Source organism: Duganella sp. Root1480D1, assembly GCF_001427305.1.
Classification (GTDB): Bacteria; Pseudomonadota; Gammaproteobacteria; order Burkholderiales; family Burkholderiaceae_D; genus Rugamonas.
Map to the genome: position 1 here is coordinate 35,985 of NZ_LMFZ01000002.1, position 24,392 is coordinate 60,376.

The 24,392-nt window shown below is 62.0% G+C and carries 26 protein-coding genes; 16 read left to right on the forward strand and 10 right to left on the reverse strand.

Going from position 1 to position 24,392, the window contains the following annotated elements; translation table 11 throughout:
* Positions 1 to 32: 32 nt before the first annotated feature.
* From ASD58_RS03570 to ASD58_RS03580, 3 genes are read right to left on the reverse strand one after another with little or no spacing between them, the layout of a single operon-like run.
* On the reverse strand, positions 33 to 539 hold the full coding sequence (locus ASD58_RS03570) for a GNAT family N-acetyltransferase (protein WP_057259741.1): 507 nt from the start codon (positions 537 to 539) through the stop codon (positions 33 to 35).
* Positions 536 to 1,057 carry a GNAT family N-acetyltransferase gene (locus ASD58_RS03575; RefSeq protein ID WP_057259917.1) on the reverse strand — a complete coding sequence of 174 codons (522 nt, stop codon included), beginning with the start codon at positions 1,055 to 1,057 and terminating at the stop codon, positions 536 to 538. Before ASD58_RS03575 ends, ASD58_RS03570 begins: the two co-directional genes overlap by 4 nt.
* 34 nt (positions 1,058 to 1,091) lie before the next feature.
* Entirely contained in the window at positions 1,092 to 2,393 is a 1,302-nt protein-coding gene (locus ASD58_RS03580; RefSeq protein ID WP_057259918.1) for an amidohydrolase family protein, read from the reverse strand.
* A 174-nt stretch (positions 2,394 to 2,567) separates the two neighbouring features.
* On the opposite strand from ASD58_RS03580, the gene phaP reads away from it, so the two are divergent.
* The 4 genes from phaP (at position 2,568) to ASD58_RS03600 (ending at position 8,922) form a co-directional block, all read left to right on the forward strand.
* Complete coding sequence (phaP, locus tag ASD58_RS31770) at positions 2,568 to 3,182, forward strand: TIGR01841 family phasin (RefSeq protein WP_057259742.1); 615 nt, start codon at positions 2,568 to 2,570, stop codon at positions 3,180 to 3,182.
* Between the two features lie 172 nt (positions 3,183 to 3,354).
* Positions 3,355 to 5,106 carry an ABC transporter ATP-binding protein gene (locus ASD58_RS03590; protein ID WP_057259743.1) on the forward strand — a complete coding sequence of 584 codons (1,752 nt, stop codon included), beginning with the start codon at positions 3,355 to 3,357 and terminating at the stop codon, positions 5,104 to 5,106.
* Positions 5,107 to 5,221: 115 nt separating this feature from the next.
* Positions 5,222 to 6,880: an ABC transporter transmembrane domain-containing protein gene (locus tag ASD58_RS03595; protein ID WP_229209893.1), complete on the forward strand. Its 1,659-nt coding sequence runs from the start codon at positions 5,222 to 5,224 to the stop codon at positions 6,878 to 6,880.
* Between the two features lie 77 nt (positions 6,881 to 6,957).
* Positions 6,958 to 8,922 carry a methyl-accepting chemotaxis protein gene (locus tag ASD58_RS03600; protein ID WP_082565200.1) on the forward strand — a complete coding sequence of 655 codons (1,965 nt, stop codon included), beginning with the start codon at positions 6,958 to 6,960 and terminating at the stop codon, positions 8,920 to 8,922.
* Here ASD58_RS03600 and ASD58_RS03605 read toward each other — a convergent pair.
* Positions 8,919 to 10,466, reverse strand: a complete 1,548-nt coding sequence (locus ASD58_RS03605) for a hypothetical protein (protein ID WP_057259745.1) — start codon at positions 10,464 to 10,466, stop codon at positions 8,919 to 8,921. The genes ASD58_RS03600 and ASD58_RS03605 overlap by 4 nt on opposite strands.
* Positions 10,463 to 11,338 (reverse strand): ABC transporter ATP-binding protein, encoded by an 876-nt coding sequence (locus ASD58_RS03610; RefSeq protein WP_057259746.1) that lies wholly within the window; start codon positions 11,336 to 11,338, stop codon positions 10,463 to 10,465. The genes ASD58_RS03605 and ASD58_RS03610 overlap by 4 nt, the downstream gene beginning before the upstream one ends.
* A gap of 278 nt (positions 11,339 to 11,616) precedes the next feature.
* On the opposite strand from ASD58_RS03610, the gene ASD58_RS03615 reads away from it, so the two are divergent.
* Positions 11,617 to 13,689 (forward strand): GGDEF domain-containing protein, encoded by a 2,073-nt coding sequence (locus tag ASD58_RS03615; protein WP_229209884.1) that lies wholly within the window; start codon positions 11,617 to 11,619, stop codon positions 13,687 to 13,689.
* Here ASD58_RS03615 and ASD58_RS03620 read toward each other — a convergent pair.
* Positions 13,686 to 14,009, reverse strand: coding sequence for a hypothetical protein (locus ASD58_RS03620; protein WP_057259747.1), 324 nt, complete (start codon positions 14,007 to 14,009; stop codon positions 13,686 to 13,688). The two genes, ASD58_RS03615 and ASD58_RS03620, sit on opposite strands and share 4 nt — an antisense overlap.
* A gap of 51 nt (positions 14,010 to 14,060) precedes the next feature.
* Here ASD58_RS03620 and ASD58_RS03625 point away from each other — a divergent pair, with 51 nt between their 5' ends.
* Positions 14,061 to 14,699 carry a hypothetical protein gene (locus ASD58_RS03625; RefSeq protein ID WP_057259748.1) on the forward strand — a complete coding sequence of 213 codons (639 nt, stop codon included), beginning with the start codon at positions 14,061 to 14,063 and terminating at the stop codon, positions 14,697 to 14,699.
* On the opposite strand, the gene ASD58_RS03630 is transcribed toward ASD58_RS03625, so the two are convergent.
* The gene (locus tag ASD58_RS03630; protein WP_057259749.1) at positions 14,683 to 14,964 is read right to left on the reverse strand and encodes a hypothetical protein; all 282 of its coding nucleotides are present in this window, start codon (positions 14,962 to 14,964) and stop codon (positions 14,683 to 14,685) included. The two genes, ASD58_RS03625 and ASD58_RS03630, sit on opposite strands and share 17 nt — an antisense overlap.
* 44 nt (positions 14,965 to 15,008) lie before the next feature.
* A complete protein-coding gene (locus tag ASD58_RS03635) occupies positions 15,009 to 15,464 on the reverse strand; it encodes a hypothetical protein (protein ID WP_057259750.1) in 456 nt (151 codons plus the stop codon).
* Between the two features lie 109 nt (positions 15,465 to 15,573).
* On the opposite strand from ASD58_RS03635, the gene ASD58_RS03640 reads away from it, so the two are divergent.
* The gene (locus ASD58_RS03640) at positions 15,574 to 16,602 is read left to right on the forward strand and encodes a hypothetical protein (RefSeq protein ID WP_229209885.1); all 1,029 of its coding nucleotides are present in this window, start codon (positions 15,574 to 15,576) and stop codon (positions 16,600 to 16,602) included.
* On the opposite strand, the gene ASD58_RS03645 is transcribed toward ASD58_RS03640, so the two are convergent.
* Entirely contained in the window at positions 16,569 to 17,744 is a 1,176-nt protein-coding gene (locus ASD58_RS03645; RefSeq protein WP_057259752.1) for a DUF418 domain-containing protein, read from the reverse strand. The two genes, ASD58_RS03640 and ASD58_RS03645, sit on opposite strands and share 34 nt — an antisense overlap.
* Before the next feature lie 7 nt (positions 17,745 to 17,751).
* The gene (locus ASD58_RS03650; protein ID WP_229209886.1) at positions 17,752 to 18,705 is read right to left on the reverse strand and encodes a LysR family transcriptional regulator; all 954 of its coding nucleotides are present in this window, start codon (positions 18,703 to 18,705) and stop codon (positions 17,752 to 17,754) included.
* Between the two features lie 86 nt (positions 18,706 to 18,791).
* Between ASD58_RS03650 and ASD58_RS03655 the strand changes: the two genes are divergently transcribed.
* The 9 genes from ASD58_RS03655 to ASD58_RS03695 all read left to right on the forward strand — a co-directional run bounded on the left by ASD58_RS03655 (position 18,792) and on the right by ASD58_RS03695 (position 24,392).
* Positions 18,792 to 19,631 (forward strand): phytanoyl-CoA dioxygenase family protein, encoded by an 840-nt coding sequence (locus tag ASD58_RS03655; RefSeq protein ID WP_057259921.1) that lies wholly within the window; start codon positions 18,792 to 18,794, stop codon positions 19,629 to 19,631.
* Positions 19,628 to 20,446: a sugar phosphate isomerase/epimerase gene (locus tag ASD58_RS03660; RefSeq protein WP_057259753.1), complete on the forward strand. Its 819-nt coding sequence runs from the start codon at positions 19,628 to 19,630 to the stop codon at positions 20,444 to 20,446. The genes ASD58_RS03655 and ASD58_RS03660 overlap by 4 nt, the downstream gene beginning before the upstream one ends.
* Before the next feature lie 164 nt (positions 20,447 to 20,610).
* Positions 20,611 to 20,940 (forward strand): hypothetical protein, encoded by a 330-nt coding sequence (locus tag ASD58_RS03665; protein ID WP_156401139.1) that lies wholly within the window; start codon positions 20,611 to 20,613, stop codon positions 20,938 to 20,940.
* Positions 20,937 to 21,374: a hypothetical protein gene (locus tag ASD58_RS03670; protein ID WP_057259755.1), complete on the forward strand. Its 438-nt coding sequence runs from the start codon at positions 20,937 to 20,939 to the stop codon at positions 21,372 to 21,374. Before ASD58_RS03665 ends, ASD58_RS03670 begins: the two co-directional genes overlap by 4 nt.
* Positions 21,375 to 21,388: 14 nt before the next feature.
* A complete protein-coding gene (locus tag ASD58_RS03675; RefSeq protein ID WP_057259756.1) occupies positions 21,389 to 21,949 on the forward strand; it encodes a hypothetical protein in 561 nt (186 codons plus the stop codon).
* Between the two features lie 8 nt (positions 21,950 to 21,957).
* On the forward strand, positions 21,958 to 22,497 hold the full coding sequence (locus ASD58_RS03680; RefSeq protein WP_057259757.1) for a hypothetical protein: 540 nt from the start codon (positions 21,958 to 21,960) through the stop codon (positions 22,495 to 22,497).
* Between the two features lie 61 nt (positions 22,498 to 22,558).
* Positions 22,559 to 23,227, forward strand: coding sequence for a site-2 protease family protein (locus ASD58_RS03685; RefSeq protein ID WP_057259758.1), 669 nt, complete (start codon positions 22,559 to 22,561; stop codon positions 23,225 to 23,227).
* The gene (locus tag ASD58_RS03690; protein ID WP_229209887.1) at positions 23,224 to 23,703 is read left to right on the forward strand and encodes a hypothetical protein; all 480 of its coding nucleotides are present in this window, start codon (positions 23,224 to 23,226) and stop codon (positions 23,701 to 23,703) included. The genes ASD58_RS03685 and ASD58_RS03690 overlap by 4 nt, the downstream gene beginning before the upstream one ends.
* Positions 23,704 to 23,732: 29 nt before the next feature.
* Positions 23,733 to 24,392 carry a hypothetical protein gene (locus tag ASD58_RS03695; RefSeq protein ID WP_057259759.1) on the forward strand — a complete coding sequence of 220 codons (660 nt, stop codon included), beginning with the start codon at positions 23,733 to 23,735 and terminating at the stop codon, positions 24,390 to 24,392.

Here is a 24,392-nt window from a genome sequence, read left to right on the forward strand (position 1 = left end):
CTAAAAGCCAAGAAACCTGTTTTCCTTACAACCTAGCTGTGGCGCAGGGGAAACTCCATGCGATATAGGTCGGTTTCTCCCGAAGGGAAGCGCTCGACGAAGTGCATGCCCAGCTTTTGCAGCAGCGCTGAAGAAGCGGCATTGCCGGGCGAAACGATACCCAGCAAGCGAGGCAAACCGACGACATCACGGCCATATGCCATGGCCGCCGACGCGGCTTCCCACGCATATCCCTGGCCCCAAAATGCTGGCAGGTAGGCATAGCCTATATCGGTATCGGGCAAGGTGTCGCGCTTGATCAAGCCGCACATGCCGATGGCGGCGCCATCCTCCTTGCGGATCACCATCCACAAGGAATAACCCAACTGGGATTGCATGGCGATCGGACCGGCGAGCAAGGCAGTGCGCGCGCCTTCCAGATCGCGCACTCCTTTATCGCCAATGTTCTCAAGGAAGGAAGGCTCGTTCACCAGGCGCAAATAGAACGAAGCATCATCAACAGTTGCGGGACGCAGGGTCAGTCGTTTGGTATCGATCATTGCTCCGGCCAATCGTTAGGGTCGGCCAGGAACTTGTACATCACATACACGTCGACAAAACCGAGCTGCTTGTGGCGATAGGCGCGCGGCAGCGTGCCTATCACGGAAAAGCCGAGCCGCTTCCACAGCAGCACGGCAGAAACATTGGTGCTTACAACGTAATTGAACTGCATGGCGAGAAAGCCGTCGCGCCGCGCCTGTTCCAGGCAATGCCGCCCCAGCATCTTGCCGATGCCCACGCCTTGTGCGGCAGGGCTGACCATGAACGAGGCATTGGCGACATGCGAACCGCGGTCGAGCTGGTTGGGCAGCAAGCGGTACATGCCAAGCAGGCGGCCGGTGTTCAGCACCGCCACCCAGGTCTTGATGCCGCGCCCGAACCAGTACGCATGGCAGTCGTCGCGGCTGGTCTCCGCCGCGAAGTAATAGGTATCACCGCTGGCGATCAACTCCTGGAAAATCGTCCACATGGAGTCGAAATCGGCCTCGGTGGCCGGGCGGATGACAATGTCTTTCAAAGCTGCTCCCGACAGCAGGAATGATGCTGAATTTTCATGCATTTTCCCTTGCAAGTCCAGCACGCCGGGCAAGGCGGAAATCGACTTCCTGCGGCCGCCCCGGCAAGGCCAGTCGCGCCAGGGCAGGCGGAGCTTCAGCCAGCACCTGCCCGCGCCGCAGTACCAGCTTGCGTGCTGCGCGCAGGCGGATGGCTTCCACCGGATCGCCGGCATCGAGCAGCACCAGGTCGGCATGGCAACCGGGTTGCAGGCCGTAGCCCTCCAGGCCCAGGATCTTGGCCGGCGTTTCGGTCACCGCCTGGAAGCAGGCGTGCATCGCATCCTGCCCGGTCATCTGCGCGACGTGCAGGCCCATATGGGCTACTTCCAGCATATCCCCGGAGCCAAGGCTGTACCACGGGTCCATCACGCAATCATGGCCAAAGGCGACGTCGATGCCATGCGCCAGCATTTCCGGCACGCGCGTCATGCCGCGCCGCTTGGGATATGTATCGTGGCGGCCTTGCAGCGTGATGTTGATCAGCGGGTTGGCGATGGCGGCAACGCCGGCTTCCCGGATCAGGGGCAGCAGCTTGCTGACGTAGTAGTTATCCATCGAATGCATCGAAGTCAGGTGCGAACCGGCCACGCGGCCTTGCAGGCCAAGGCGCTGCGTGTGATAAGCCAGCGTTTCGATATGGCGCGACAGGGGATCGTCCGATTCATCGCAATGCATATCAACGCGCAAGCCCTTCTCCGCCGCGAACTCGCACAGCACGCGTACCGACTCGGCGCCATCGGCCATGGTGCGTTCGAAATGCGGAATGCCGCCGACCACGTCGACGCCCATCGCAATCGCTCGCTTCAGGTTCGCCAGCGCGCTTGGGCTGCGCAACACGCCATCCTGCGGGAATGCCACCAGTTGCAAATCGAGGTAAGGTGCGACACGGCGCTTCACATCAAGCAGCGCCTCCACTGCCAGCAGACGATCGTCGCACACGTCGACGTGGCTGCGGATGGCGAGCAGGCCGCGTGCCACGGCCCAGTCGCAATATTGCAGCGCGCGTTCCACCAGGGCATCCTGCGTCAGCTGCGGCTTCAGTTCGCCCCACATGGCGATGCCCTCCAACAGCGTGCCCGACTGGTTCACGCGCGGCAGGCCGTAACTGAGCGTGGCATCCATATGGAAATGGGCGTCGACGAAAGGCGGCGCGACCAGGTCGCCTTCGGCATCGATCTCGCGCGCCCCCTTGGCTTGCAAAGCAGGAGCGACATCGGCGATACGGCCCCGGTCAATGGCGATATCGATGCCTTGGCGGCCATCGGGCAAGCTGGCATTGCGGATTACAAGATCCATCGCATAGCTCCACAAGTAAGGATGGCCGATTGTAGGCAGGCTGCGCAGGGCATGCAATGTTGCACCGCATAACTTTTGCTTCAATAGTCGGCAAAAATGTCTTTCCATTACCATATTTCGTCGCTAGAATGGGTTTATTGCAGCGCACCATTTCCCATCGATCCAGGAGAAAATATGTTTTCGATTCCCGAGCAATTTTCCGCAGCCACCAAGTCGCAGCTGGAAGCGCAGCTGAAAATCCTCAACAACTTCGCCACCAAGGCCTTCGAAGGCGCGCAAAAGGTGATTGCGCTCAACCTGAGCACCACCAAGGCCTCCGTCGAGAAAAGTTCCGCCGCTGCGCGTGAACTGCTGGAGGCGAAAGATCCGCAAGAATTCTTCGCCAAGAGCACCGCGCGCGTGCCGAACCTCGACGGCCTGTTCGCCTACAATCGCGAGCTGTTCAGCATTGCCAGCAAGACCCAGGCGGAACTGTTCCAGGCAGCGCAAGAGCAATTGAAAGAAGCCGGCAAGCAAGCGGAGAAAGTGCCGAAGCTGTCCGCCCCGATTGCAGCGCCGGTACCAGCCCCGGCACCCGCCCCAGCCCCGGCGCCTGCACCGAAGGCCGCCAAAGCCGAAGCCAAGCCAGCGCCAAAAGCAGAAGTCAAAGTCGAAGCCAAGCCAGAGCCCGTCGAAAGCAAGCCAGAAGTAAAAGCCGAAGCGAAAGTCGAAGCCAAGCCAGCCAAAGCGGCCGCCAGCTTCCCCGACCCAAAAACCGCCAACGCCAACGGCGCCAAGGCCCACAAGTAATTTGAAAGTCGGGGTCAGCTCCGGCAATCGGACATTTCGCGCCTGCGCGAAGCGCAAAACTCCTCGAGAAGCCGGAGCTGACCCCGACTTTCATCACGGAGGGCGCGTTCGGCGAAAAATTCTGCCCTGAGGTATGCTTGCAGCCTCCTGGCAGCATTTTCCTTCTGAGCATATGAATTTATCGCGCCTGATCGGTGGCTTTGTCCGCAGCCATTGGCGTCCTTACGCAGCCGCCGGCGCCATGCTGGCCGGCGTCGCAATCATCGGTATCTGCATCCCGCGCCAGATCGGCTATATGGTCGATGGCCTGGCTGCGGGCACGCTTGGCCGTGAGGCTTTGTGGCAAGCCATCGGCTTGCTTCTCCTGCTGGGCGTGGCGAACTATGGCTTGCGCGTCGCGTGGCGCATGAAACTGTTCTCGGCTGCCTATCAGTTGGGCGTCGAACTGCGCACGCGCTTCTATCGCCGCCTGTCCTTGCAGGGTCCCCAATTCTTCCAGAAGCAGCGCACCGGCGATTTGATGGCTTTGGCCACCAACGATATCGATGCCATCGAGATGGCGGCCGGCGAGGCGATGCTGGCTGGCTTCGACGGTTCGCTTACCCTGCTGCTGGTGCTTGGCATGATGCTGATTGGCGTCGACTGGCGCCTGGCTTTGTTTGCGTTGATTCCATTCCCGTTGATGGCCTGGGCTTTCTGGCGCATTTCCTCGCACATTCATACTGCCTCCGCCGATTCGCTGAAGCGCTTCAGTGCCTTGAACGACCACGTGCAGGAAACCCTGTCCGGCGTGCGCACCTTGCGCGCGCTTGGCCTGGAACAGCGCAGCAGCAATCGCTTCGAGGAACTGGCCGGCGCCGCGGCCGGCGCCAGCCTGACCGCGCAGCGCTGGGAAGCGGCTTATGAGCCGGCCGTCGGCCTGACGCTTACCGCCGCGACCGGCCTGTCGCTGGGACTGGGCGGTTTTCTCGTATGGCGCGGCGAGTTGACAATCGGCGAACTGACTTCTTTCAGCATGTACCTTGGCCAGTTGATCTGGCCGATGTTTGCGGCAGGCTGGGTGTTGTCGCTGATCGAGCGTGGCCGCGCCGCTTACGCGCGCCTGCAGCCGATGCTGGATGCGCCCTTGACCATCGAAGACCATGGCAGCTTGCCGCACGTCGCTCCCGGCAGCCTGGAATTGCGCGGCGTGGGCTTTGCCTATCCCGGCCAGCACGAACCCGCGTTGTCCGATATCTCGCTGACGCTGGAGCCAGGCCAGACCCTGGGCCTGGTCGGGCCGACCGGCTCGGGCAAGTCGACGCTGCTGCGTGTGCTGCTGCGCCAGCTCACGCCGACGCAGGGCAGCGCCAAATGGAGCGGCCACGCGCTGGACCAGTACACCCTGCAGGCGTTGCGTGCGGCAATCAGTTGGGTGCCGCAGGAGTCCTTCCTGTTCTCCGCTTCGATTGCCGACAATATCGCGCTGGCCAAGCCCGGCGCCACGCGTGCGGAAGTCGAGCGCGCGGCCGACCTGGCGGCGATCCACGACGACATCCTGCTGTTCCCACACCAGTACGAAACGGAGGTCGGCGAGAAAGGCATCACCCTGTCTGGCGGCCAGCGCCAGCGCGTGGCCATTGCGCGCGCCCTGCTGTCGGATAACGATTTGCTGCTGCTCGACGATGCCTTGTCGGCAGTGGACACCGGCACCGAAACCGCCATCCTCGAACACCTGGAAGAACTGCGCCGCGCCCACACCACGCGCAGCGCCATCATCGCCAGCCACCGCCTGAGCGCTGTGGTGGATGCGGACCAGATCGTGGTGCTGCAGCATGGCCGCATCACCGAGTCGGGCACGCACGAAGAGCTGCTTGCGCTGAACGGCTGGTACGCCAGCCAATGGCGCTACCAACAACTGGAGGCCAGCCTTGACGCAGCCTGATAAACCAAGCGCTCGCGAACAGACGCGCCAGGCCGTCGGCCTTTTGAAAGAAGCTTCCGGGCCGGACCTGCATCACTTGGGCTGGGCCGTGCTGTGGCTGGCCATTGCCGCCGGCATGGAAGTGCTGGGCCCTTTGCTGGGCAAGCGCCTGATCGATGAACATCTGCTGCCAAAGTACCTGGACTGGACGCGCATGGCCCTGCTGCTGGGCGGCGTGCTGCTGACGGGCTGGATCGCAAGCTGGGTGCGCTACCTGCAACTGGTGCGCCTGTCCGGCGTGGCCATGCGCTCCGTGCAGCGCCTGCGTGAACGCGTCTACAGCCATGTATTGCGGCTGCCAATGGCCTTCTTCGACCGCGCCATCACCGGTCAACTGGTGTCGCGCGTGACCAACGACACCGAGGCCGTGAAAGGCTTGTACATCCAGGTACTGTTCGTGATCCTCGACAGCACCATCGTCCTGGTCGGCACCGTCGCCGCCATGGCCTGGCTGGATTGGCGCCTGATGACCATCGTGGTCGCGCTGCTGCCCTTCGTGCTGGTGATCGTCTGGGCCTACCAGCGCCTGAGCGCCCCGGCCGTCACGCGCGCGCGCCAACTGCGCAGCGACATCAACGCGCAGATTGCCGAATCGATCGGCGGCATGACGGTGCTGCAGGCAAATAACGCGGAGCAGCGCTTCGGCGAGCGTTTCGCCAGCACCAATGCGGAGCACTACACCCAGCGCCTGGCCGAAATCCGCGCCAATGCCTGGTTGCTGCGGCCCGCGCTGGACATGCTGAACGTCCTGCTGCTGGCGTCCGTCATCTACATGTTCGGCCAGCGCGACATGAGCGCAGCGGAGGTGGGCGTGCTGTACGCCTTCATCAACTACATCGCGCGCGTGATCGAGCCGCTGATCCAGATCACCATGCAATTCAGCCAGTTGCAGCAATCGGTGGTGGCGACATCGCGCGTGGCGGTCCTGCTTGGCGAACAGAGCGCGCTGGAACACCGCAGCGGCGCCGGTGCCCATACCCGACACGCCGCCAATGACGACGGCGCCCCGGCGATCGATATCCGCGCTCTCGACTTCGAGTACATCGAGGGCCAGCGCGTGCTGCACCAGTTATCGCTGGCGATCCCGCAAGGCGCTTTCTTCGGCATCGTCGGCCACACCGGCAGCGGCAAGTCGACCCTGCTGTCGCTGCTGCTGCGCTACTACCCCGCCCCGCACGGCAGCATCCGCATGAACGGCATGCTGCTGGACGAAATCGATAACGAGCAGTTCCGCATCGATGTCGGGCTGGTGCCGCAAGATCCTTTCCTGCTGGCCGCTTCCGCACGCGAGAATATCGACATGGGCCGCGGCCTGCCGCAGCATGAAATCGAGACTGCCGCACGGGCAGCCCACTGCCACGACTTCATCATGGCGATGGAAGACGGCTACGACACCGTGCTGGGCGAAGGCGGATCGCGCCTGTCTTCCGGCCAGAAGCAGCTTATCGCGATTGCCCGCGCGCTGGCCGGCAAGCCGCGCATCCTGCTGCTCGACGAAGCTACCTCGCGCATCGATTCGCATACCGAACAGGTGGTGCAGGTGGCGCTGAATGAGTTGCGCGGCCAGGTCACCATCATCGCCATCGCACACCGCCTGTCCACCATCCGCGAAGCGGACCGCATCGTGGTGCTGAATCACGGGCGCATTGTGGAACAGGGGCCACACGAAGAACTGATGCAGATTGATAATGGCCTGTACCAGCGCCTGTATCTGCTGCAACAGCTCGCCGCCTGACTTGCAGTTGCCGCACGAAAAGAATTACTAGTCGCTTGGTAGTCGAGGTATGCTGTCCTCCAGTGGGGGACAGTGCCATGCAAAGAAACCTATCTATCAAACGTATCTTCATTGCGTTTTTCGCCATCACGGTCGTGCTGGCGACACTGACAATGCTGGCCCTGCTCCGGGTCTCCAGCAAGCAGGCCGAAGCCAAGCAGGCTGCGGACTCGCGCTACCAATCCTACCTGCTGGCCGACGAGCTGCGGCAAAGTTCGGATGACCTGACCCGTCTGGCACGCACCTATGTGGTGTCGGGCGAAGCAGCTTACGAGCAGCAGTACATGGACATCCTGGCGATCCGCAACGGCCAGAAGCCGCGTCCCAGGAACTACGAGCGTATTTACTGGGACTTTGTGGCTGCGGGTGCGCCGGTGCCGCCGTCCTCCGGCCAGACGATCGCCTTGTCTGAGCTGATGAAGCGCGCCGGTTTCACCGACCAGGAATTCGCCAAGCTGAAAGAGGCGGAAGCCAATTCCAACGAACTGGTTCGCACCGAAGTCATCGCCATGAATGCGGTCAAGGGCAAGTTCGATGACGGCAAGGGCGGCTTCACCCGCGAAGGCCCGCCCGATCCGGAGATGGCCCGCCGCATCATGCACGACAAGGCCTACCACCAGAACAAGGCCAAGATCATGCAGCCGGTGAACGAGTTCCTGTCCCTGCTCGATGAACGCACCGGCGCAGAAGTCGCGGCGGCCAGTGCCGCCTTCGACCGCGCCCAATTCCTGGCGCAGGCATTGCAGGCCATGTCGGTCATTGCGGCAGTGGCCTGCCTGCTGTTCGCTTACCGCTACATCCGCTCCGGCCTGCAGCAGGCGATCGATACCGCCGAATGCATTGCAGGCGGTGACCTGAGCCGGGACATCGACGCCAGCCGCAGCGACGAAATCGGCCAGTTGCTGCAAGCGATGGAACACATCAACAAAGGCCTGGCCGACATGATCGGCAATATCCGTAACAGTACCGACCAGATGACGGTGGCCACCAGCGAAATCGCCACCGGCAATGCCGACCTGTCGGCACGGACCGAAACGCAGGCGTCCTCGCTGGAGGAAACCGCCAGCGCGATGGAAAACCTGACAGATACCGTGCAGCAGAACGCCAACAATGCGCAGCAGGCCAACCAGCTGGCCGCCGATGCTGCCAATGTGGCCGAACAAGGCGGCGACGTGGTGTCGCAAGTGGTCGTCACCATGGGTGCCATCAAGGATAGTTCGGCGCGCATCAGCGACATCATCGGCGTGATTGACGGCATAGCGTTCCAGACCAATATCCTGGCGCTGAATGCTGCCGTGGAAGCGGCGCGCGCCGGCGAGCAAGGACGCGGCTTTGCCGTGGTGGCGTCGGAGGTACGCAACCTGGCGCAGCGCAGCGCCGCAGCGGCCAAGGAAATCAAGGAACTGATCGGCGCCTCGGTCTCGCGTGTCGAGGAAGGCGGCCGGCTGGTCGATGCGGCCGGCGATACCATGCAGCGCATCGTCGCTTCGGTCCACAAGGTGGCCGGCATCATGGGGGAAATCACCAGCGCCAGCCAGCAACAGGGCAGCGGCATCGGTGAAGTGAACCAGGCAATCGGGCAGATGGATACCATGACGCAGCAGAATGCGGCCCTGGTCGAGCAGGCAGCGGCTGCGGCGGAAAGCCTGCAGGAACAGGCGCAGGCGCTGGCGCAGGCGGTCAGCATCTTCCGCTTGAAGGGCGGTGCTGCGGCCACCGCGCACGCCACCAGGGCTAACGCTCCACCGCGCTCCGAGCTTGCCGTGGCTACCGCCGCGCCGCCTCGCCAGCCCGCCTCCCGCACCAGTGGCCGGGCCTCGGGCCGCATTGCCGCTGGCGCACGCCGGCAGGCTTCCGGATCTGCCGCGGCCAGTGACTTACCCGGCACCCCCGCGGCGTCGCCGCCAGCGCCACGCCAAGCCGAGCCCGCCCGGCCAGCGGCGCGCACGCGAGCCGCCGCCCGCAACACCGCCCCTGCCGGCGACGACTGGGAGGAATTCTAGGCGCCGCGCCAACGGCTGCAGGCCAGGCCCACTGCCCACGCCAGGCAGCCTGCCAGCGCCCATGCAGCGACGCTGCCCGCATTGGCGGAGCCATTAAAACCCACCAGGTCCAGCGTCGCCTCCTTCGGCGAATTGAGCGCGATATACCAGGTGAACAGGAACAGGGCCAGGAACAGCCGCGCTCCGCGCGTCAAGCCGCCCAGCAGGCTGGCAGCCGACGCCAGTGCCAGCAGGCCCGCGAGTCCCGCAGCGGCGCGCACCGGCGCATCCGCTGTCCAGCGCAAAGCCACAACCGCCAGCGGCAGCGCGAGGACCAGGCTGGCAGCCCATTGCCGTAGGTAGCGCCGCATAACGCCACCCGGCAACACGCCGGTCATGGCATCGGCCCCGTTCTGCCAGTCGCGCGGCGCAATGCCGCAGGCGATCAGGCCCCAGCAGGCAACGCCGGCAGTCATCACGCCCGGCAGCGCGCCGGGTGACACCAGCACCGCAGCCACGCTGCCCGCCGTCAGCGCCAGCGCTGCGGAAGGCGACATCGACAGCACAAGCGCCACCTCTGCCAGCACTTCACCGGCGAAGCCCGGCACGCGCATCGCCAGGCCTGGCAAGGGGCGCACCGCCAGCGCCACCGGATGCAGCATACGGTTAGCCAGCGCCAGCAAGCGGTTGCCGCGCGCAGCGCGTGGCCGCACCCGGTCCGGCGAATAGCGGTGGAAGAACAGCGTGGCTGGCACCAGCAGCAGCATGGACAGCAACAGCGTAGCCGTGCGGATCGCCCATGCCTTGAACGTCCACAAGGAGGCCGGAATGAGCAGCGTCGCTCCGGCCGGATCGAAAGCACTGCGGCCAAGGACAAAGGATGTTGTCTCAAAATGCTCGCGCAATGTCGTCACGGCTACCGACAGTCCGGAGAAGTCCAGCAACATCGGCCACACCGCGCCGGGACTCTCGGTAACGCCAACCAGGGCGCCAAACTGCATACACCACAGGAAGAAGAACAGCACGTCGCCACGCTTGCCGACCAGCGGCCCGATGTTGTCGAACAGGACCGCGCAGGCGGCTGCGTAGCTGATAATCGGCAGCAGCAGCAACGCATAGGTCTGCAAATAAACCGGCAACTCGATCGCCCCTTCGCCGCGCAAGGCATGCAGCACCAGCGTGGAACCGAGGTACGCGAATACAAACAGCATCAGGTACCCAGCGCCACCCAGCCAGCGCCCGAAGACCAGCAAGGCGTTGCTGGCGCCTGTGGCGCCGATCACCGCGCCCATGCCGCTTTGCAGGTCGTCCGCCACGCGTCCGCGCAGCAGGTAAAAGCCCGCCAGCCCAAGCAGCATGCCGGCGATATGCGCGCTGCCAAACGCCAGCGCCTGGCTGGTGTACAGCACGCGCTTCTTGTCGATCACCATCATGGTGACGCCATCGGCAGGATCGGCAATGGCAATCCAGCACAGCGCGACCACTGCCAGCAGCGCTGCCAGCGTCGACATGCGGCGCAGGCGCAACCGCACTTCATTGAGCGCCGTGATTCCGATTGGACTCATGCGGCCTCCGCAACCGGCTCCGACAGCGCATAACGTTGCGCCATCAACGCCTCCTCCAGGCTGGGTTCAACTGCCTGCGCGCCCGCCAGCGGCTGACCGGGATGGGCCACGCGCAACTGCACCTGCGCGCCCTGGCGCTGCGCCTGCAGCACGTGAAAACGGCTGCGCAGCGCATCGTAGTCGGCCGCATCGACACTGGCCTGCCACACCTGGCCACGCGCCCGTTGCAGGATGGCGTCCGGCGTTTCCAGCGCCAGCAAGCGGCCCTTGCGCATGATGGCCAACTGGCCGGCAATGCTCTCCACATCCGGCACGATATGGGTCGACACGATCACCAGCTTGCCAAAGCCCAGTTCGGACAGCAAACGGCGGAAGCGCAAGCGCTCCTCCGGATCGAGGCCCGCAGTCGGTTCGTCCACGATCAGGATATCGGGATCGTTCAGCAGCGCCTGCGCGATTCCCAAGCGGCGCCGCATGCCGCCCGAGAACGACGCCGCCGGCCGCCGCGCATGTTCGGACAGGTTCACCAATTCCAGCAGGTGGCGGATGCGGGCCGGATCGCGCACGCCTTTCAGCGCCGCGAAATACTGCAAGCATTCCAGTGCGGTCAGGTTCGGATAGACGCCGAATTCCTGCGGCAGGAAACCAAGACGGCGCCGCATCGCATCCGGTTTGCGCACAATGTCTATGCCATCGAACAGGATGCTGCCGGCAGTCGGCCGCGACAATGTGGCAAGCAACTGCATCAAGGTGGTCTTGCCGGCACCGTTGTGACCGACAAGGCCAATCACGCCGGTACCAAGTTTCATGGAAACGTCGTCCACCGCTTTCAGGTCGCGGAACGCTTTGCTGACATTGCGCAGTTCGAGCATATTGTTTTCGCCTCAAGAATGTTAGTGAGGTGGACTGTATCCGGCCCCGGCCGAGTGCGCGCAGGGCATGCGACGAACGGTTGAATTGAAGGGCCGGGTGGAAATATTGTGCAAGTAGTTACACAAGTGGAAAATCCACTTGTATTTTCCCCACAGTTAAGGCGTCTATCATGCAAATAGTGAGGCGCTAGCGGATTTCCCGCTTGCAACAGGCATATAATGAACCGCACACGCTGCTCATGCGACCCCAAGGACCCAAGTTGCCAGGCTTTCCGGTTTTGACGATTTCCAAGCGCCTCCGAACGCTGGCCGGCGCCTGTCTGCTTGCGCCCTGTCTTGCATTCGCCCAGTCGCCGCTCGACAGCGAAATTGCCCAGATCCGCGAACTGGTGCGCTTCGTTCCCGAAAAAGCCCTGGTCGAGTTGCAGCAGATGGAACCGGTGGCCCGTTCCGCCCCGCCCCTGACCCGCGCCGAATTCCTGGCCCAACTCAGCCTGACCCACCGCAGCCTTGGCAAGCATGACGTCGCGCTCGCCCTGGCCGAAGAACTGTACGACTTCGGGCGCGCGCAGGACAACAAGATCATCATCGCCAAAGGCTTGCTGACGAAAGCCTATGTGCGTTCGGCCATGAACGAACGCCAGGTCTCGCACGAACTGGCCTTCGAAGCGGAAAAGGTGGCCAGCGCCACCACCGATATGGTGCTGCGTGTGCAGTCCACCATCACCGCCGGCCAGAGCTACGCCGAACAAGGCAACTATCCGGTGGCCCTGATCCGCCTGCAATCAGCGGTGGAACTGGCGCAAAAGGTCGAGAACGACAAGGTGCCGCTGGCCAGCGCGCTCAACGCGCTGACCCTGTTCTATACCCAGGTGCGCGAGTACGAAAAGGCATGGGAAACACTGGGCGAAACCTTCGAAGTGTCGGAAACCCTGAATTCACCGGGCCGCATGGCGATTGCCAACAACACCGAATACGGCCTGGCCGTCGATACGCAACAGTACAAGCGCGGCATGCGCGCCCTGCTGGCCAACCTGGACCTGACCCGCAAGATTGGCGCCAAGCGCATGATCGCCACTACGCTGGTGAACCTGTCCGATATCAACCTGAAGCTGCACGACTTCCCGACCGCGCTGCGCTTTGCCAATGAAGCCTCGGCTGCCGCGCGTGATGCGAGCGACGATGCCAACGAAGCCACGGCGCGCATCAATGCCGGCCAGGCCTACATGGGCACCAACAAGGTTGCAGAAGGAAAGAAGTCCTTCGCGCTGGGCATGGCCTATTACGAAAAGACCGGCGACAAGCCGGAGCTGCAAGCCCTGTTGACCGAATACGGCGAAGCGCTGGAGCGCGCGGGCGACTATCAGGGTGCGGTGGAAGCCTACCATCGTGAGCGCCAGATTTCGAACGAACTGTTCGAGTCGCAGCGCAAGAAAACCATGTGGGAGCTGCAGGAAAAGTACGACACCGAAAAGAAAAAGCGCCAGATCGAACAGCTATCGCATGAAAACCAGGCCAAGGGCGCAGAGCTGACTGCGCGCCGGCTGCAGCAACGCATCTGGTGGCTGTTGGCAGTCGTGTTCGCGCTGGCTGCGGTGATTGTCGGCCTGCTGTATCGCAAGGTGCGCCAGGCCAATGCCCAGCTTGAGGTGAAGAACCTGGAGTTGAAGGCGCAAAGCTCGCTCGATCCGCTCACGGCACTGTACAACCGCCGCCACTTCCAGGACTACATGCGCACGCATAACCAGGTGGAGCGGCGCGGCGCCAATGGCGAAGACATCGTGGGCGCGCTATTCCTGCTGGACGTCGACCACTTCAAGCACGTCAACGACACCTACGGCCACGCGGCCGGCGATGCGGTGCTGAAGATGATTGCGGAAAGCCTGCGCATTGCACTGCGCGAGACCGACATGATCGTGCGCTGGGGCGGCGAAGAATTCCTGGCCTTCCTGCCGGCCATCCCGCGCAACGGCGTGGATGAAATTGCGCGCCGCATCCTGAACTGCGTGTCGTCGCAGCCGGTGCCGTTCCAGGCCCATATGATTCATGTAAACGTCTCGGTCGGCTTTGCACCGTTCCCGCTGGCGCCGGGCGGCTTGCCGCTACCTTGGGAGCGCGCGGTCAACCTGGTGGACATGGCGCTGTACCTGGCCAAGGCCCACGGGCGCAACCGCGCCTACGGCGTGCGCGGCTTCTCCAACTTCGAGCAGACCTCGATGGAAGCCATCGAGCAGAACCTGGAGCAGGCCTGGCGCGCCGGCTTTGTCGACCTGACACTGGTGTTGGGCGGCATGCCCGACGAGCCGCCGCCATCCAACGTCGTACCGCTCAAAAGCAAGTCCGGAAACTAGTTCTTTTCCTTGCGCGCTTCGCGGGCCGACTCCTGCATTTCCTTGCCGGCCTGCTCGACTTTCTCGCCCAGCTTTTCAGTCGCCTTGTTCAACTTTTCGCCGGCTTGCTGGGCCGCCTGGTCCAGTTTCTGGCCAGCCTGGTCCAGTTTTTCGCCAGCCTGGTTGGCAGCCCGGTCCAGCTTCTCGCCGGCCACGCTGGCAGCTTTGTCGATTTCACGGCCGGCCTGTTCTGCCGGGCCGATACGCTTGTCCTCAGGTTTCTGGCAACCGCCCAGGGCCAGCGTGAGCGTTGCAAACAGCACGGCAATCATGCTTTTCATGGTGTCTCCTTTCCAACCGGCATATCGAAAATGTTACGCTAGAATACTCCAATGGACGCGCACATTCCCATCCTTAAGCGGGCGGGCATGGTGCTGGTGGTGCTGGGCACCTGCGACTTGCTGGCCATTCGGTCCGGCCTTTTCCTGCTCGGCGCAGCAGCCGGAGTAGGCTTGCTGTTCGGCAGTCTGCACATGGCCTCGCTGGTGCGTTGGATTGCCGCCTTCGCGCTGTGCGCCCTTGGCGTGATGATGCTGGCCTGGCCCCTGATGCAGCCGGTCGACCTGACCCTGACCCAACTCAAGCTGCAACCGCGCATCCTCCCGTCCCTTGTCACCAGCGCGACCTGGATGTTGCTGCTGCACTGGCTCTATCGCACCCTCGGCGCCCCGGCGGTACTGGCCGCGCGCCGCGCTGCCGGCCATAAACCGCGCCACATGGGATTGGCCGCTGCCTGCGGCGCCACGCTGTCGCTGATGGTGTGCAGCACGCTGGCGCTCATGCTGCATGGCGATGCGGCGGAGCGCGCGCTGCGTGCGGCCGAACGCCAATTCGGGCCGGATTACCGCTACCACGTGGCAGCGCTGAAGGTCGAAGGCAAGCGCGTGGAAGGACTGGTCACTGCATGGAATGGCAACGAGATCCGCAATATCCCGGTGGCATGGCAAGAGGATGCTAACGGCGACCGATGACGAAGGCGCCGACCAGCGCTGCCACGCCGAACACCAGCAAGGTGCTGCAGAAAGCCAGGTTGAGGAATTTGGAAGGGTTCAGCACCCCCAGCACGGCAGCGGCCAGGAAGGCCAATCCGAAGAACAGCAGCCAGCCGGCCGTGTCCGCGGCCGAGATATCGGTTCCGCGCTCCTGAACATGGCGCATGAAGGCGCGCCGAACGGCGTTGGATGCCAGCAACACCAACAGGAAAACGCCACCTGCAGCTAAAAGGCTTACCTGCATCTGCGCTCCAATATTTGGCTTTGGGCAGATGGTAGCACCGAGTCTTAATCGGCGACGATCTTTTTGGGCGGCGGCGGCGGAGCGAAGGCGACGTTATCGCCTTCCGGCGCGGAATCCTTGGCATCCGACTCCTCGAGCCAGCGATCCAGGCTGCTGCGGCGGCGGATGGTGATGCCCTTGTTGCTGATGTAACCGATCTGTTCGAAGTTATCCAGCTTGCAAACCATCTTGGACGTGGTCGGCAGGTTGTCGCGCAGTCGGTCGTAAGCCTTGCGTGCCTTCTGCTCCCACTTGGCCAGCGTCGGCTCATTAAAGCGGTTGCTTTCGTAATAGATGGTCAGTGTGTGGTCGTGATTGCCATAACCGACTACTGCCGCCCCCTTGCGGATCGCGCTCAGGATATCTTCCTTGATATTGGACGTCGGGACGAAGATGGCCGCACGGCTATCCGTTTCATCGGGCCGCTGTAGCGGCAGGTCCTGGCCAAACTGTACACCCATCAATGTTTCTCCCCGGCTATATGCATCCGATTCTACCTCGCGCCCTTTCCCGGTTCAAGCGGCGGCGCGCCGTATAATGCGCATGCCTCATCTTCTTTATAGCCTGATAATGACAGCTTTTCCACCTGCCGCCCGCGATTCGGCAGCGCGCAATGTGCGCGACCTGCTTGCCCACGCCATCGAACACGCCGCGCCACAGCAGGCTTTAGTGGTATTCGACCACCGCAGCCCCTTGTCCCAGGTGCTGGCTGACGCCTACCGCGCAGCCCTGCCTGCAGGCCGCTTCATCGACTTTGACACGTTGCAGCCAGAAGAGGTACTTGCGGCTTTCGAGCAACTGCAGGCGGGCGACCTGGTGGTGCTGGTGCAGACCACCAGCTTCCGCCTGAATGAATACCGCATCCGCATGGAACTGTTCAAGCGCGGCCTGAAGGTGATCGAGCATATGCATCTGTCACGCATGCCGGGTGAACAAGGTCTTGTCTATATTGACGCACTGGCTTATGACCCGGCGTACTACCGTGGCGTAGGCCATGCCTTGAAGGCGCGCATCGAACGCGCGCAGTCGGGCGTGGTGGAAAGTGGCGGCGAGCGGCTGGTGTTCGCTTCTGCGTTTGAAGAAGCCAAGCTGAATATCGGCGACTACAGCGCCATGAAGAATGTCGGCGGCCTGTTCCCGATCGGCGAAGTATTCACCGAGGCGCAGGACCTGGAAGCGGTCAACGGCCGCGCCAAGGTGTTCGTGTTCGGCGACACCACCTTCCACGTCAACCGCCCTGTCACCCCGATCACCATGATCGTGGAAAAAGGCCGCGTGGTCGGCGCCGAAAACAGCACTCCCGAGTTCGACAATATGCTGGCGATCATTCGCGCGCATGAAGGCGAAGTGTGGGTGCGTGAACTTGGCTTCGGCATGAACCGAGCCTTTTCGCGCGAGCGCACGGTGGACGACATCGGCACCTACGAGCGCATGTGCGGCATCCACCTTTCGCTGGGCGCCAAGCACGGCCAATACCAGAAGCCCCAGTTCAAGCGCAAAGACGCCCGCTTCCACGTCGACGTCTTCGTCCAGACCGACGCGGTCTACCTCGACGACGAACAGGTCTACCGCGACGGCGGCTGGGCGCCCGCTTCCTGAGGCAGCCACTGCCAATTCGTTATTGCGCGCAGCAGCCATTCAGCGGGGCCGTAGGTGCGGTGCTTGAGCCACCAAGCGCTGAGGGCCATTTGTGCGAGGTAGATCGCTGGCACCAGCGCCAGCACGGCGATTGGCGGGAGTGCGTCGCACAGTCGCATGCCGTAGCCGGTGAACAGCACGGCCATGACCAGCGATTGCATCAGGTAATTGCTTAAGGCGAGCTTGCCCATTGGCGCCAGCGCCGCAATCACGTGCGCGCCATGGCGGCTGTCGAACAACATCAAAAGTGCTGCAACATAAGCCGCCGTCAGGAAAGGCGCGGTCAGCACGCTCAGCGCGGTGGCGAAGATGACCATCGCGCCGCCGGGAGCCAGCTCCGAGGCCAGTGCGTACAACACAGCGCCGCCTGCGCCCAACAATCCGAGGCGCAGGACGCGCGGAAGCCAGGCCCGCAGCGCATCTGCCCTGGCAAACAGTTGCTCGCGCCCCGCCGCCATCCCAATCAGGAACATGGCGAACGCGCTCGGTCCCTGGCCGAACAGCAGCAGCGCCACTGTCGATGGGAATTCACCCGTGATGTAAGCCTGCGTGCTGCGTGCCTCGCCATGGAAGGCTGCAAGCTTGGCAAACACGGGCTTCAGGTCCGGCGCTCCCTCTCCCCCGAGCAGGAGCACAACTCCAAGCGCCGCCAGCATCAAAGCCGCCAACAGCAGCAGGGCCGCCGCCACTTCGATCGCGCGGCGCTGCCGGCCGTACAGGGCCAGGAGCAGGAAGCACAGCAAGCCATATAAATGCAGGATGTCGCCATAAAACAGCAGGCAGCCATGCAGCACGCCCAGCACTGCCAGCCCCGCCGAACGGCGCAGCATGCGCGGGCGGAACGCAGCGCCGGCTCGTTCGGCCGCCGCCATCTGTAGCGTAAAGCTGTAACCAAACAGGAAGGAAAACAGCAGGTAGAACTTGGTCTCGAACAGCAGCGCCACCACAAAGCGCACTGCGATATCCAGCCCGCCGCCATAGCGCGGGTTGTTCACGCCGGATGCAAAATAAGGATCGGCAAACAGCCAGATATTGACGCTCAGAATTCCGAGCAGGGCGAAGCCGCGCAGGGCATCGACATTGAGGAGGCGGGACTGGTCCATCCCTTGATTATATATTTAGCAACCCCGCCTCTGCCAGGGCCTTGTCCCAGGGCGGTGCAGGCTGGTACTCCGCCACCAGGAAATCGATCAACGCCCTCACCTTCGGCGATAGCTGGCGCGTGGCCGGGTACAGGGCGCTCAAATGGTTCAAGGGCAAGTCCCAATCCGCCAGCACCGGCACCAGCCGCCCCTCGATCATGTCGCGCCAGGCCAGGAAGGTCGTCGTGTACACGATGCCCAGACCGCGCAAGGCTGCATGCTGCAACACCATCCCGTTATTGGCGGTGAAGGCCGGCGTCACCCGCACCGTAGTCCGCTCTTCGCCGCGCGCAAAGTGCCATGCGATGCCGCCGGTCAGGTGGCTGAAATGCAGGCATTGGTGGCGATGCAGGTCTTCCGGAACCTCGGGCCGCCCGGCACGCGCCAGGTAGGCTGGCGATGCACACAATACGCCACGGCACGGCGCCAGGGGGCGTATCGCCAGCGCGCGGCTGTCCGGAATCCCGCCTACGCGGATCGTCAGGTCAAAGCCATGCTCGATCGGGTCCAGCAGCGCATCGTCGACGTGCAACAGCGGCGCCAACTGCGGATGCGGCAAGCTGAATCGCGCCACCGCATCGGCCAGCCATTCGCTGCCGAAACTGGAGGGCGCCTGGATCCGCAGCGGCCCCGCCAGTTCGATGCCGGCGTGCGTCACCACCCGCGCCGCTTCCTGCGCCTGCAGCACCGCCAGGGCGCAGGGTTCAAGGTAAGCCTGTCCCGCGTCGGTCAGGCTCACGTCGCGCGTGGAGCGGTGCAGCAGGCGCGCATTCAGGCGTTCCTCCAGCGCGATCACATGCTTGCTCACCATGGCGCGCGTCATGCCCAGCCGGCGCGCGGCGCCGCTGAAGCTGCGCTGGCGCGCTACCTCGACGAAGATTTCCATTGCCTTGAGCTGGTCCATGGCATCGATTGTCTCCATTTTGAAGACAATGTGTCAACCGTTTGTGCGTTGTTCGCATCCAATCGCATGCCTACAATGACCTGCATCAAGAAAAGGAGCACCACATGCTGACCGACGCCCAAAAAGCCCAATACGCCAAGGACGGCTTCATCGTCATCCCAGGTTTCAAGAGCGCAGAAGAAATCGCCGCCCTGCGCGCCCGCGCCGCGCAAGTCGTGAACGACTTCGACCCGGCTGTCGCGCAAGGCATCTTCACCACCAAGGAGCAGGAAAAGAAGGCCGACGACTACTTCCTGGGCTCGGATAACACCATGCGCTGCTTCTTTGAGGAAGAAGCCTTTGGTCCGGACGGCCAACTGAAACAGGCCAAGGAACTGTCGATCAACAAGATCGGCCACGCCATGCACGACCTGGACCCGGCCTTCCGCGCCTTCACCGCCGACGCGCGCCTGGAGCAGATCGCCCGCGATATCGGCCTGGCCGAACCGCAGGTCTGGCAATCGATGTACATCTTCAAGCAGCCTGGCATCGGTGGCGAAGTGCGCTGGCACCAGGACGCCACCTATTTCGACACCACTCCGATCAGCGTCACCACATTCTGGTTCGCGCTGGAAGACGCCACGCTGGAAAATGGCTGCATGTGGGCGGAACCGGGCGGCCATCGCTCACCGCTGCGCGAACGCTTCATCCGCGAAGGCGACCAGGTGAGCGTGGAAAAGCTGGACAACACGCCTTGGCCAACCGACGCCACCGCCGTGCCGCTCGAATGCAAGGCCGGCTCGCTGGTCTGCTTCCACGGCCTTCTGCCGCATTACAGTGCGCCGAACCGCTCGCCGGTTTCGCGCCATGCCTACACGCTGCACGTGACCGACGGCCGCACCGAATATTCCAAGCGCAACTGGATCCAGCGTGACGCTTCCTTCCCTGTGCGAGGCTTCCTGTGAAAATCAGCATCTTCGCACCGCACTGGGGCAGCAATGAGCTGCCGCCGGACGTCTTCATCGCCAAGGTAAAAGAAGCGGGCTTCGACGGCATCGAAATGTCGCTGCCGCTGGACCGCGCCCAGCGCGATAACTGGGCCTACAAGATCGCCAACGCAGGGCTGGATTTGATTGTCGCCCAATGGGAGACAGTGTTCCACGCCGATTTCGATGCGCACAAACAGGCGCTTGGAGAGCTGCTGCGCAACGCCTGCGAGGTGCAGCCGGTGCTGGTCAACTCGCACACCGGCAAGGATTGGTACACGCCAAAGCAGAACGAAGAACTGATCGCGCTCGCCGCCGGCATCTCGAAGGAGTATGGCGTGCCGGTGGTGCACGAGATCCACCGCAGCCGCTTCAGCGGCCACCCTATGCTGCTGCTGCCTTATCTCGATCGCCTGCCGCAGCTCCAGCTGAACGCCGACCTTTCGCACTGGTGCGTGGCCTGCGAATCGCTGTTGGAAGACCAGGAACTGACGCTGGCCAAAGTGCTGCCGCGCGTGCGCCATATCCACGCCCGCATCGGCCACCAGCAAGGCCCGCAGGTCGCCGACTTCCGCGCGCCGGAAAATGCCGACGCACTGAAAGCCCACCTGTCCTGGTGGGACCGCATCATTGAGCTGCGCCGCAACGACGGCGCCGAACGCATGACGCTTACCCCGGAATTCGGCCCGGCGCCTTACACTTTCACCTTGCCTTACACCGGCCAGCCCGTCAGCAATGCGTGGGACCAGAACGTGGCGATGCTGGACTTGCTGCGCCAGCGCTATTGCAAGTAATTCGGATCTCCGCTGCACAGAAAAAAGGGCATGAATTCATGCCCTTTTTCTTTTCCCGGTTCAGTGTCATACTGCTAATTGCAAATTCGCAATATTTATTTTGACACTGCAAATGCTGGAGAAGCGATAAATGGGATGGAATGCCACCTGCCGAGGAGGCTCGCGTGATGGGGGCTGACCAGATCGCAGAAATATCGCCAATGATTCACGAGGTGCAGGCTGCCTACGCGGAGTTGCCGGAGGAATCCGACCTGGAATTGTGCGCGACGCTGGAACTCGACGGCCGGCCGGAGGCATGGTTGCAGTTCATTTACTGCACCTTGAACTTTGCGTACCCGCGCCATGAATCGCCCGAAGAATTGTTGGCCGATGTGCTCGACGCCCTTCCTGGATGGCGCCTGGAATCCGCTCTATTCGCCAGGCGACTACGCGATCAATGGCAAATACCAGGATATTTCACGCACGCCCTTCCACCCCAACAACAAGCCTCATGAACGTCCGTAAGATTTCCGCCGTCCTTATTTTCCTGTTTTCGAGCGCCTGCGCACACGCGGAGGGAAAAGAGTTTGCCCCACTCGACTACGCCACGCTCGGCGTCTGGGCCAACACCCCGCTCGGCGTTTCGGCGCGCGTCGGCCTCGCCATCCCGACCGGCAATGATTCTGCCGTCACGGTCGGTAATGAATTCGGGCTTTACGGAAGCAAGCAGTTTGTCGGCTACCGCGTTGCAGCCAAAGGTCATGGCGTATTCTGGGGCGGAGTCGACCTGGCACGCTGGAAAACGCGCTCGAACCCATGGCTGGCCGACGGCCACACCGAATACTATGGCGTCGAAGCCCAGGTGATCATTTTCAGGGCCGGCCTCATGTTCCCTAAAGGCGACGGCCATCATCCCAGGCTTAGCCTCGGCGCGGGCTTCGGCTTCTGACCATTCATCACTTTATGTTCAAGCTCCTCGCCACCTTCGCTTTCCTCGCAATGACTTCGCTGGCATTCGCCGCTGAATTCACCATCGTTACCGGAAAAGGCTATGTACGGTTCACCGTGCCGGACCAGTGGGCAGTGCTGTCCATGCAAACCAAGCCGCCAGTATCGGTTGCAGCTTTCCAGGTCGCGAATCCCGCTGACGAAGGGACGCCGCATTCCAGCAATGTCGCGGTCAGCCTGTTCCATGTTGACGCGGAGCGCGGACAAACTGCTGCATCCGCAATTGGAAAGCAATTCGGCGCGCTGCCACCAACAGTCAGTACGCTCGAAGGCTGGACCATCTACACCCAACAGGCTAGCCAGCAAGGCACAGCTTATACAATCATCGATGCCAAGAAACCCTTCGCCGACGTAGTCGTTGGCTTGCGCTTCGCATGGCCGCATCTCGCGGCAAATCCAGCTGGTTACGATCAGTCCATGAACGGTGCGTTCGAATCGCTTCGGCGCTCCGTTTCTTCCGGATTCGGCGTGCCCGCTTCAAGGCCCGGCGAGGTGATTCGTCGGCCAGAGCATTAGGAGATCTGGTGGGCTCTAGCAGAATCCTGGACGCCATCTCGTCTGCGCAATGGTTCACACGCATAGGTGAAGCGGAGGAAAGTGCGTTCGTTGTACCAATCAAGGATTTGGCCGGCTGGAGGGAATTTATTTCGTCTGCCAGGGAAGGAGAGTTCGGAGCCGGGCAAGCAAGGGAGCCTGCCTACCCTTACTCGGCGATGTCCTGGCTTCCGACAACGAACGATGAGCCCGACCCGATTCATGGTACGGCATTGGCAACAGCAGCAAATGAGAAAGGGCTGGCATCTGAGCTCGTGGCGGCAAAGATCGCGGCATTCAAGATTGCGGTGCAATCCCAACGCTCTTGCGGCGAGATTCCTGCTTTCAAAAGCGGTGGCACGGACCTCACAGGCGCAGCGCTTTCGGGTGCACGATATGCATGCCGCATGGCGGCTGCTGAGACCTTGTTGGGCAAGAAGGCTTCTGGTGCAAACTGGTGCAAATCTACTGCCAAGGCAACTGGCCCTTGGCCATACTGCCAGATCGCAAAGTGGTGGTCTTATGAATGAGGAAAAAATTGCAGGAGTGAGTTCTTATGGAATACCTTGAACACCAAGCCAGGAAAAGAAAATGATGCCCTGGCTGGCCCAAGCCATCGTTCTTCTCAGCGTTACCGCCTTTGTTCACGTCGCCGCAATGGCGTTGGCAGCACACTCGATTGGCATCCCTGTTCGTAAAGTCTCTTTCGGAACCGGTGCAGCAATCTGGGAACGCGGAAAGGTTCGGATCGGGTGGTTCCTGCTTGGCGGGTATGTCCGAATGAAAGACTCGCGCGCGGAACTTCTCTCCGATTCCGAACTGGCCGACGCCTTTGACCACGCTCCGGTCTGGAAGCAGATCGCAGTACCAGTTGCCGGCGCGGGATCGGTCTTGCTTATGGCGATGCTGGCATTGGGGCATGAGGGAGCAGAGGCATTTTTCGGCGCCTTCCGCCAATTGTTCATTGGGGCGGTCAGTCCTTTTTCCGATGCACAGGCATATCTGCGCGCAGGTAAGGATTTTGCCAGCTCGCACTCGTCGATCGCTTATGCAGGACTTCTCTGCGCAAAAGGCGCAGCATTCAATCTCTTGCCGATGCTTGGGCTCAATGGCCTTCACATTCTCCTCCCTTTGATACGAGGAAAACATCCCAGGAAATGGGAAGATACCGTTGTCCGATGGACTCTCTTGCCGATGCTGTTCCTTATGGGCAGTTGGCTACTCGCGATCGGCGTTTTTACTTTCGTTGGAATGAAATGATGTTGATCCGAATCCTGACCTTTCTTACCTTGATGTCACTCACCATGTCCATCCAAGCCGGCAATTTCTTCCCTCCTGAGTACAAGACATTCCCATTTCACGAGGGGGATCTTCTTGTCAGCAAACGTTCCGACGGCAAGTTTTCAGTCAACAAAATTCTTAAAGTTGACCGGTTTGATTACAAGGCGGGCGCCTCAATCAATATCCAGGGCAAGGCCTTTGTCGCCACCGAGGATGACTTCCTGCTCGTTATTTCCAGCGCGTTTGGCGCGTCTGAATTCAATTCATTTGAGGAGGCGCGCGCCGCCGCACAGTCAGGGAAATGGACGGTCAAAGTCGCGCTAGTGCCAAACCGGGCACCAGGCGCTGCAGCGGGACAATCCCTTGTCGGGCATGCTGTCGTCTCGAAAGAGGAATTGGAAGGCTATGCCCAGTGGCGGCAGCAATTCGAACGCGGAAATGCTGGCGTCTTCTGACGAGGCTCTACTAATGAAGGGAGTAAGGAATGGGTGTGGAATATCGTCATTTTCTCGTTGTAGACGACGAAAGCTGGCATCCCGCGGCGGACACGTTCGAGCGCGTCAATAAGGTGCTCGCTTCTTGGGGCCTTAACGACACGATCCTGGAAGTTGTCGATCTCGCAGGCGGAAAACCCCGCAGGACCACAGATGCAAGCATTCCAAAAGGATTGGCGGGGAAAGCGTTCAAGTTCGACGGCACTAACGGCGCTGCGGTAGCGCGCCTCGCCGGACCGTCACTGTACGAATGCGATGACGAAGAGCGCTATCTCATGAACGTCCTCTTCGTGCTTGGCGAAGATTACAGGGTCCACTGGAGCTCTGACGGGCTTTTCTTTGAACTGGCAGAGCAACCATCCTTCGCTTACCAAGACGAAGAACTTTATGAAATTGCTTACGCCGAATCCTTCCCCTCCACGAATGCGACAGCTCCGAACGTAAGGCTCCACATCGAAGACTTCGCGATGAAGCATCTCGCTTCGAAGGATTACAAAGGATATTGGCGAGCAGCGGTGATCCTCGACTTTGGCAAAGACCTTCCCGCCTTTTCCGAAGAAGTACATTCCTTGCCAGAGACCGAATTCGTGAACGCGCTACGGAACGCATTGCGCGCCGAATCTATCGCCGAAGTCGGAGAGTTCTACTAA

Coding starts and splice junctions, on each gene's coding strand:
- ASD58_RS03570 (WP_057259741.1), bottom strand. CDS start 539: ATGATCGATACCAAACGACTGACCCTGCGTCCCGCAACTGTTGATGAT.
- ASD58_RS03580 (WP_057259918.1), bottom strand. CDS start 2,393: ATGGATCTTGTAATCCGCAATGCCAGCTTGCCCGATGGCCGCCAAGGC.
- phaP (WP_057259742.1), top strand. CDS start 2,568: ATGTTTTCGATTCCCGAGCAATTTTCCGCAGCCACCAAGTCGCAGCTG.
- ASD58_RS03590 (WP_057259743.1), top strand. CDS start 3,355: ATGAATTTATCGCGCCTGATCGGTGGCTTTGTCCGCAGCCATTGGCGT.
- ASD58_RS03595 (WP_229209893.1), top strand. CDS start 5,222: ATGGAAGTGCTGGGCCCTTTGCTGGGCAAGCGCCTGATCGATGAACAT.
- ASD58_RS03600 (WP_082565200.1), top strand. CDS start 6,958: ATGCAAAGAAACCTATCTATCAAACGTATCTTCATTGCGTTTTTCGCC.
- ASD58_RS03605 (WP_057259745.1), bottom strand. CDS start 10,466: ATGAGTCCAATCGGAATCACGGCGCTCAATGAAGTGCGGTTGCGCCTG.
- ASD58_RS03610 (WP_057259746.1), bottom strand. CDS start 11,338: ATGCTCGAACTGCGCAATGTCAGCAAAGCGTTCCGCGACCTGAAAGCG.
- ASD58_RS03620 (WP_057259747.1), bottom strand. CDS start 14,009: ATGAAAAGCATGATTGCCGTGCTGTTTGCAACGCTCACGCTGGCCCTG.
- ASD58_RS03625 (WP_057259748.1), top strand. CDS start 14,061: ATGGACGCGCACATTCCCATCCTTAAGCGGGCGGGCATGGTGCTGGTG.
- ASD58_RS03630 (WP_057259749.1), bottom strand. CDS start 14,964: ATGCAGGTAAGCCTTTTAGCTGCAGGTGGCGTTTTCCTGTTGGTGTTG.
- ASD58_RS03635 (WP_057259750.1), bottom strand. CDS start 15,464: ATGGGTGTACAGTTTGGCCAGGACCTGCCGCTACAGCGGCCCGATGAA.
- ASD58_RS03640 (WP_229209885.1), top strand. CDS start 15,574: ATGACAGCTTTTCCACCTGCCGCCCGCGATTCGGCAGCGCGCAATGTG.
- ASD58_RS03645 (WP_057259752.1), bottom strand. CDS start 17,744: ATGGACCAGTCCCGCCTCCTCAATGTCGATGCCCTGCGCGGCTTCGCC.
- ASD58_RS03650 (WP_229209886.1), bottom strand. CDS start 18,705: ATGGAGACAATCGATGCCATGGACCAGCTCAAGGCAATGGAAATCTTC.
- ASD58_RS03655 (WP_057259921.1), top strand. CDS start 18,792: ATGCTGACCGACGCCCAAAAAGCCCAATACGCCAAGGACGGCTTCATC.
- ASD58_RS03670 (WP_057259755.1), top strand. CDS start 20,937: ATGAACGTCCGTAAGATTTCCGCCGTCCTTATTTTCCTGTTTTCGAGC.
- ASD58_RS03675 (WP_057259756.1), top strand. CDS start 21,389: ATGTTCAAGCTCCTCGCCACCTTCGCTTTCCTCGCAATGACTTCGCTG.
- ASD58_RS03685 (WP_057259758.1), top strand. CDS start 22,559: ATGATGCCCTGGCTGGCCCAAGCCATCGTTCTTCTCAGCGTTACCGCC.
- ASD58_RS03690 (WP_229209887.1), top strand. CDS start 23,224: ATGATGTTGATCCGAATCCTGACCTTTCTTACCTTGATGTCACTCACC.
- ASD58_RS03695 (WP_057259759.1), top strand. CDS start 23,733: ATGGGTGTGGAATATCGTCATTTTCTCGTTGTAGACGACGAAAGCTGG.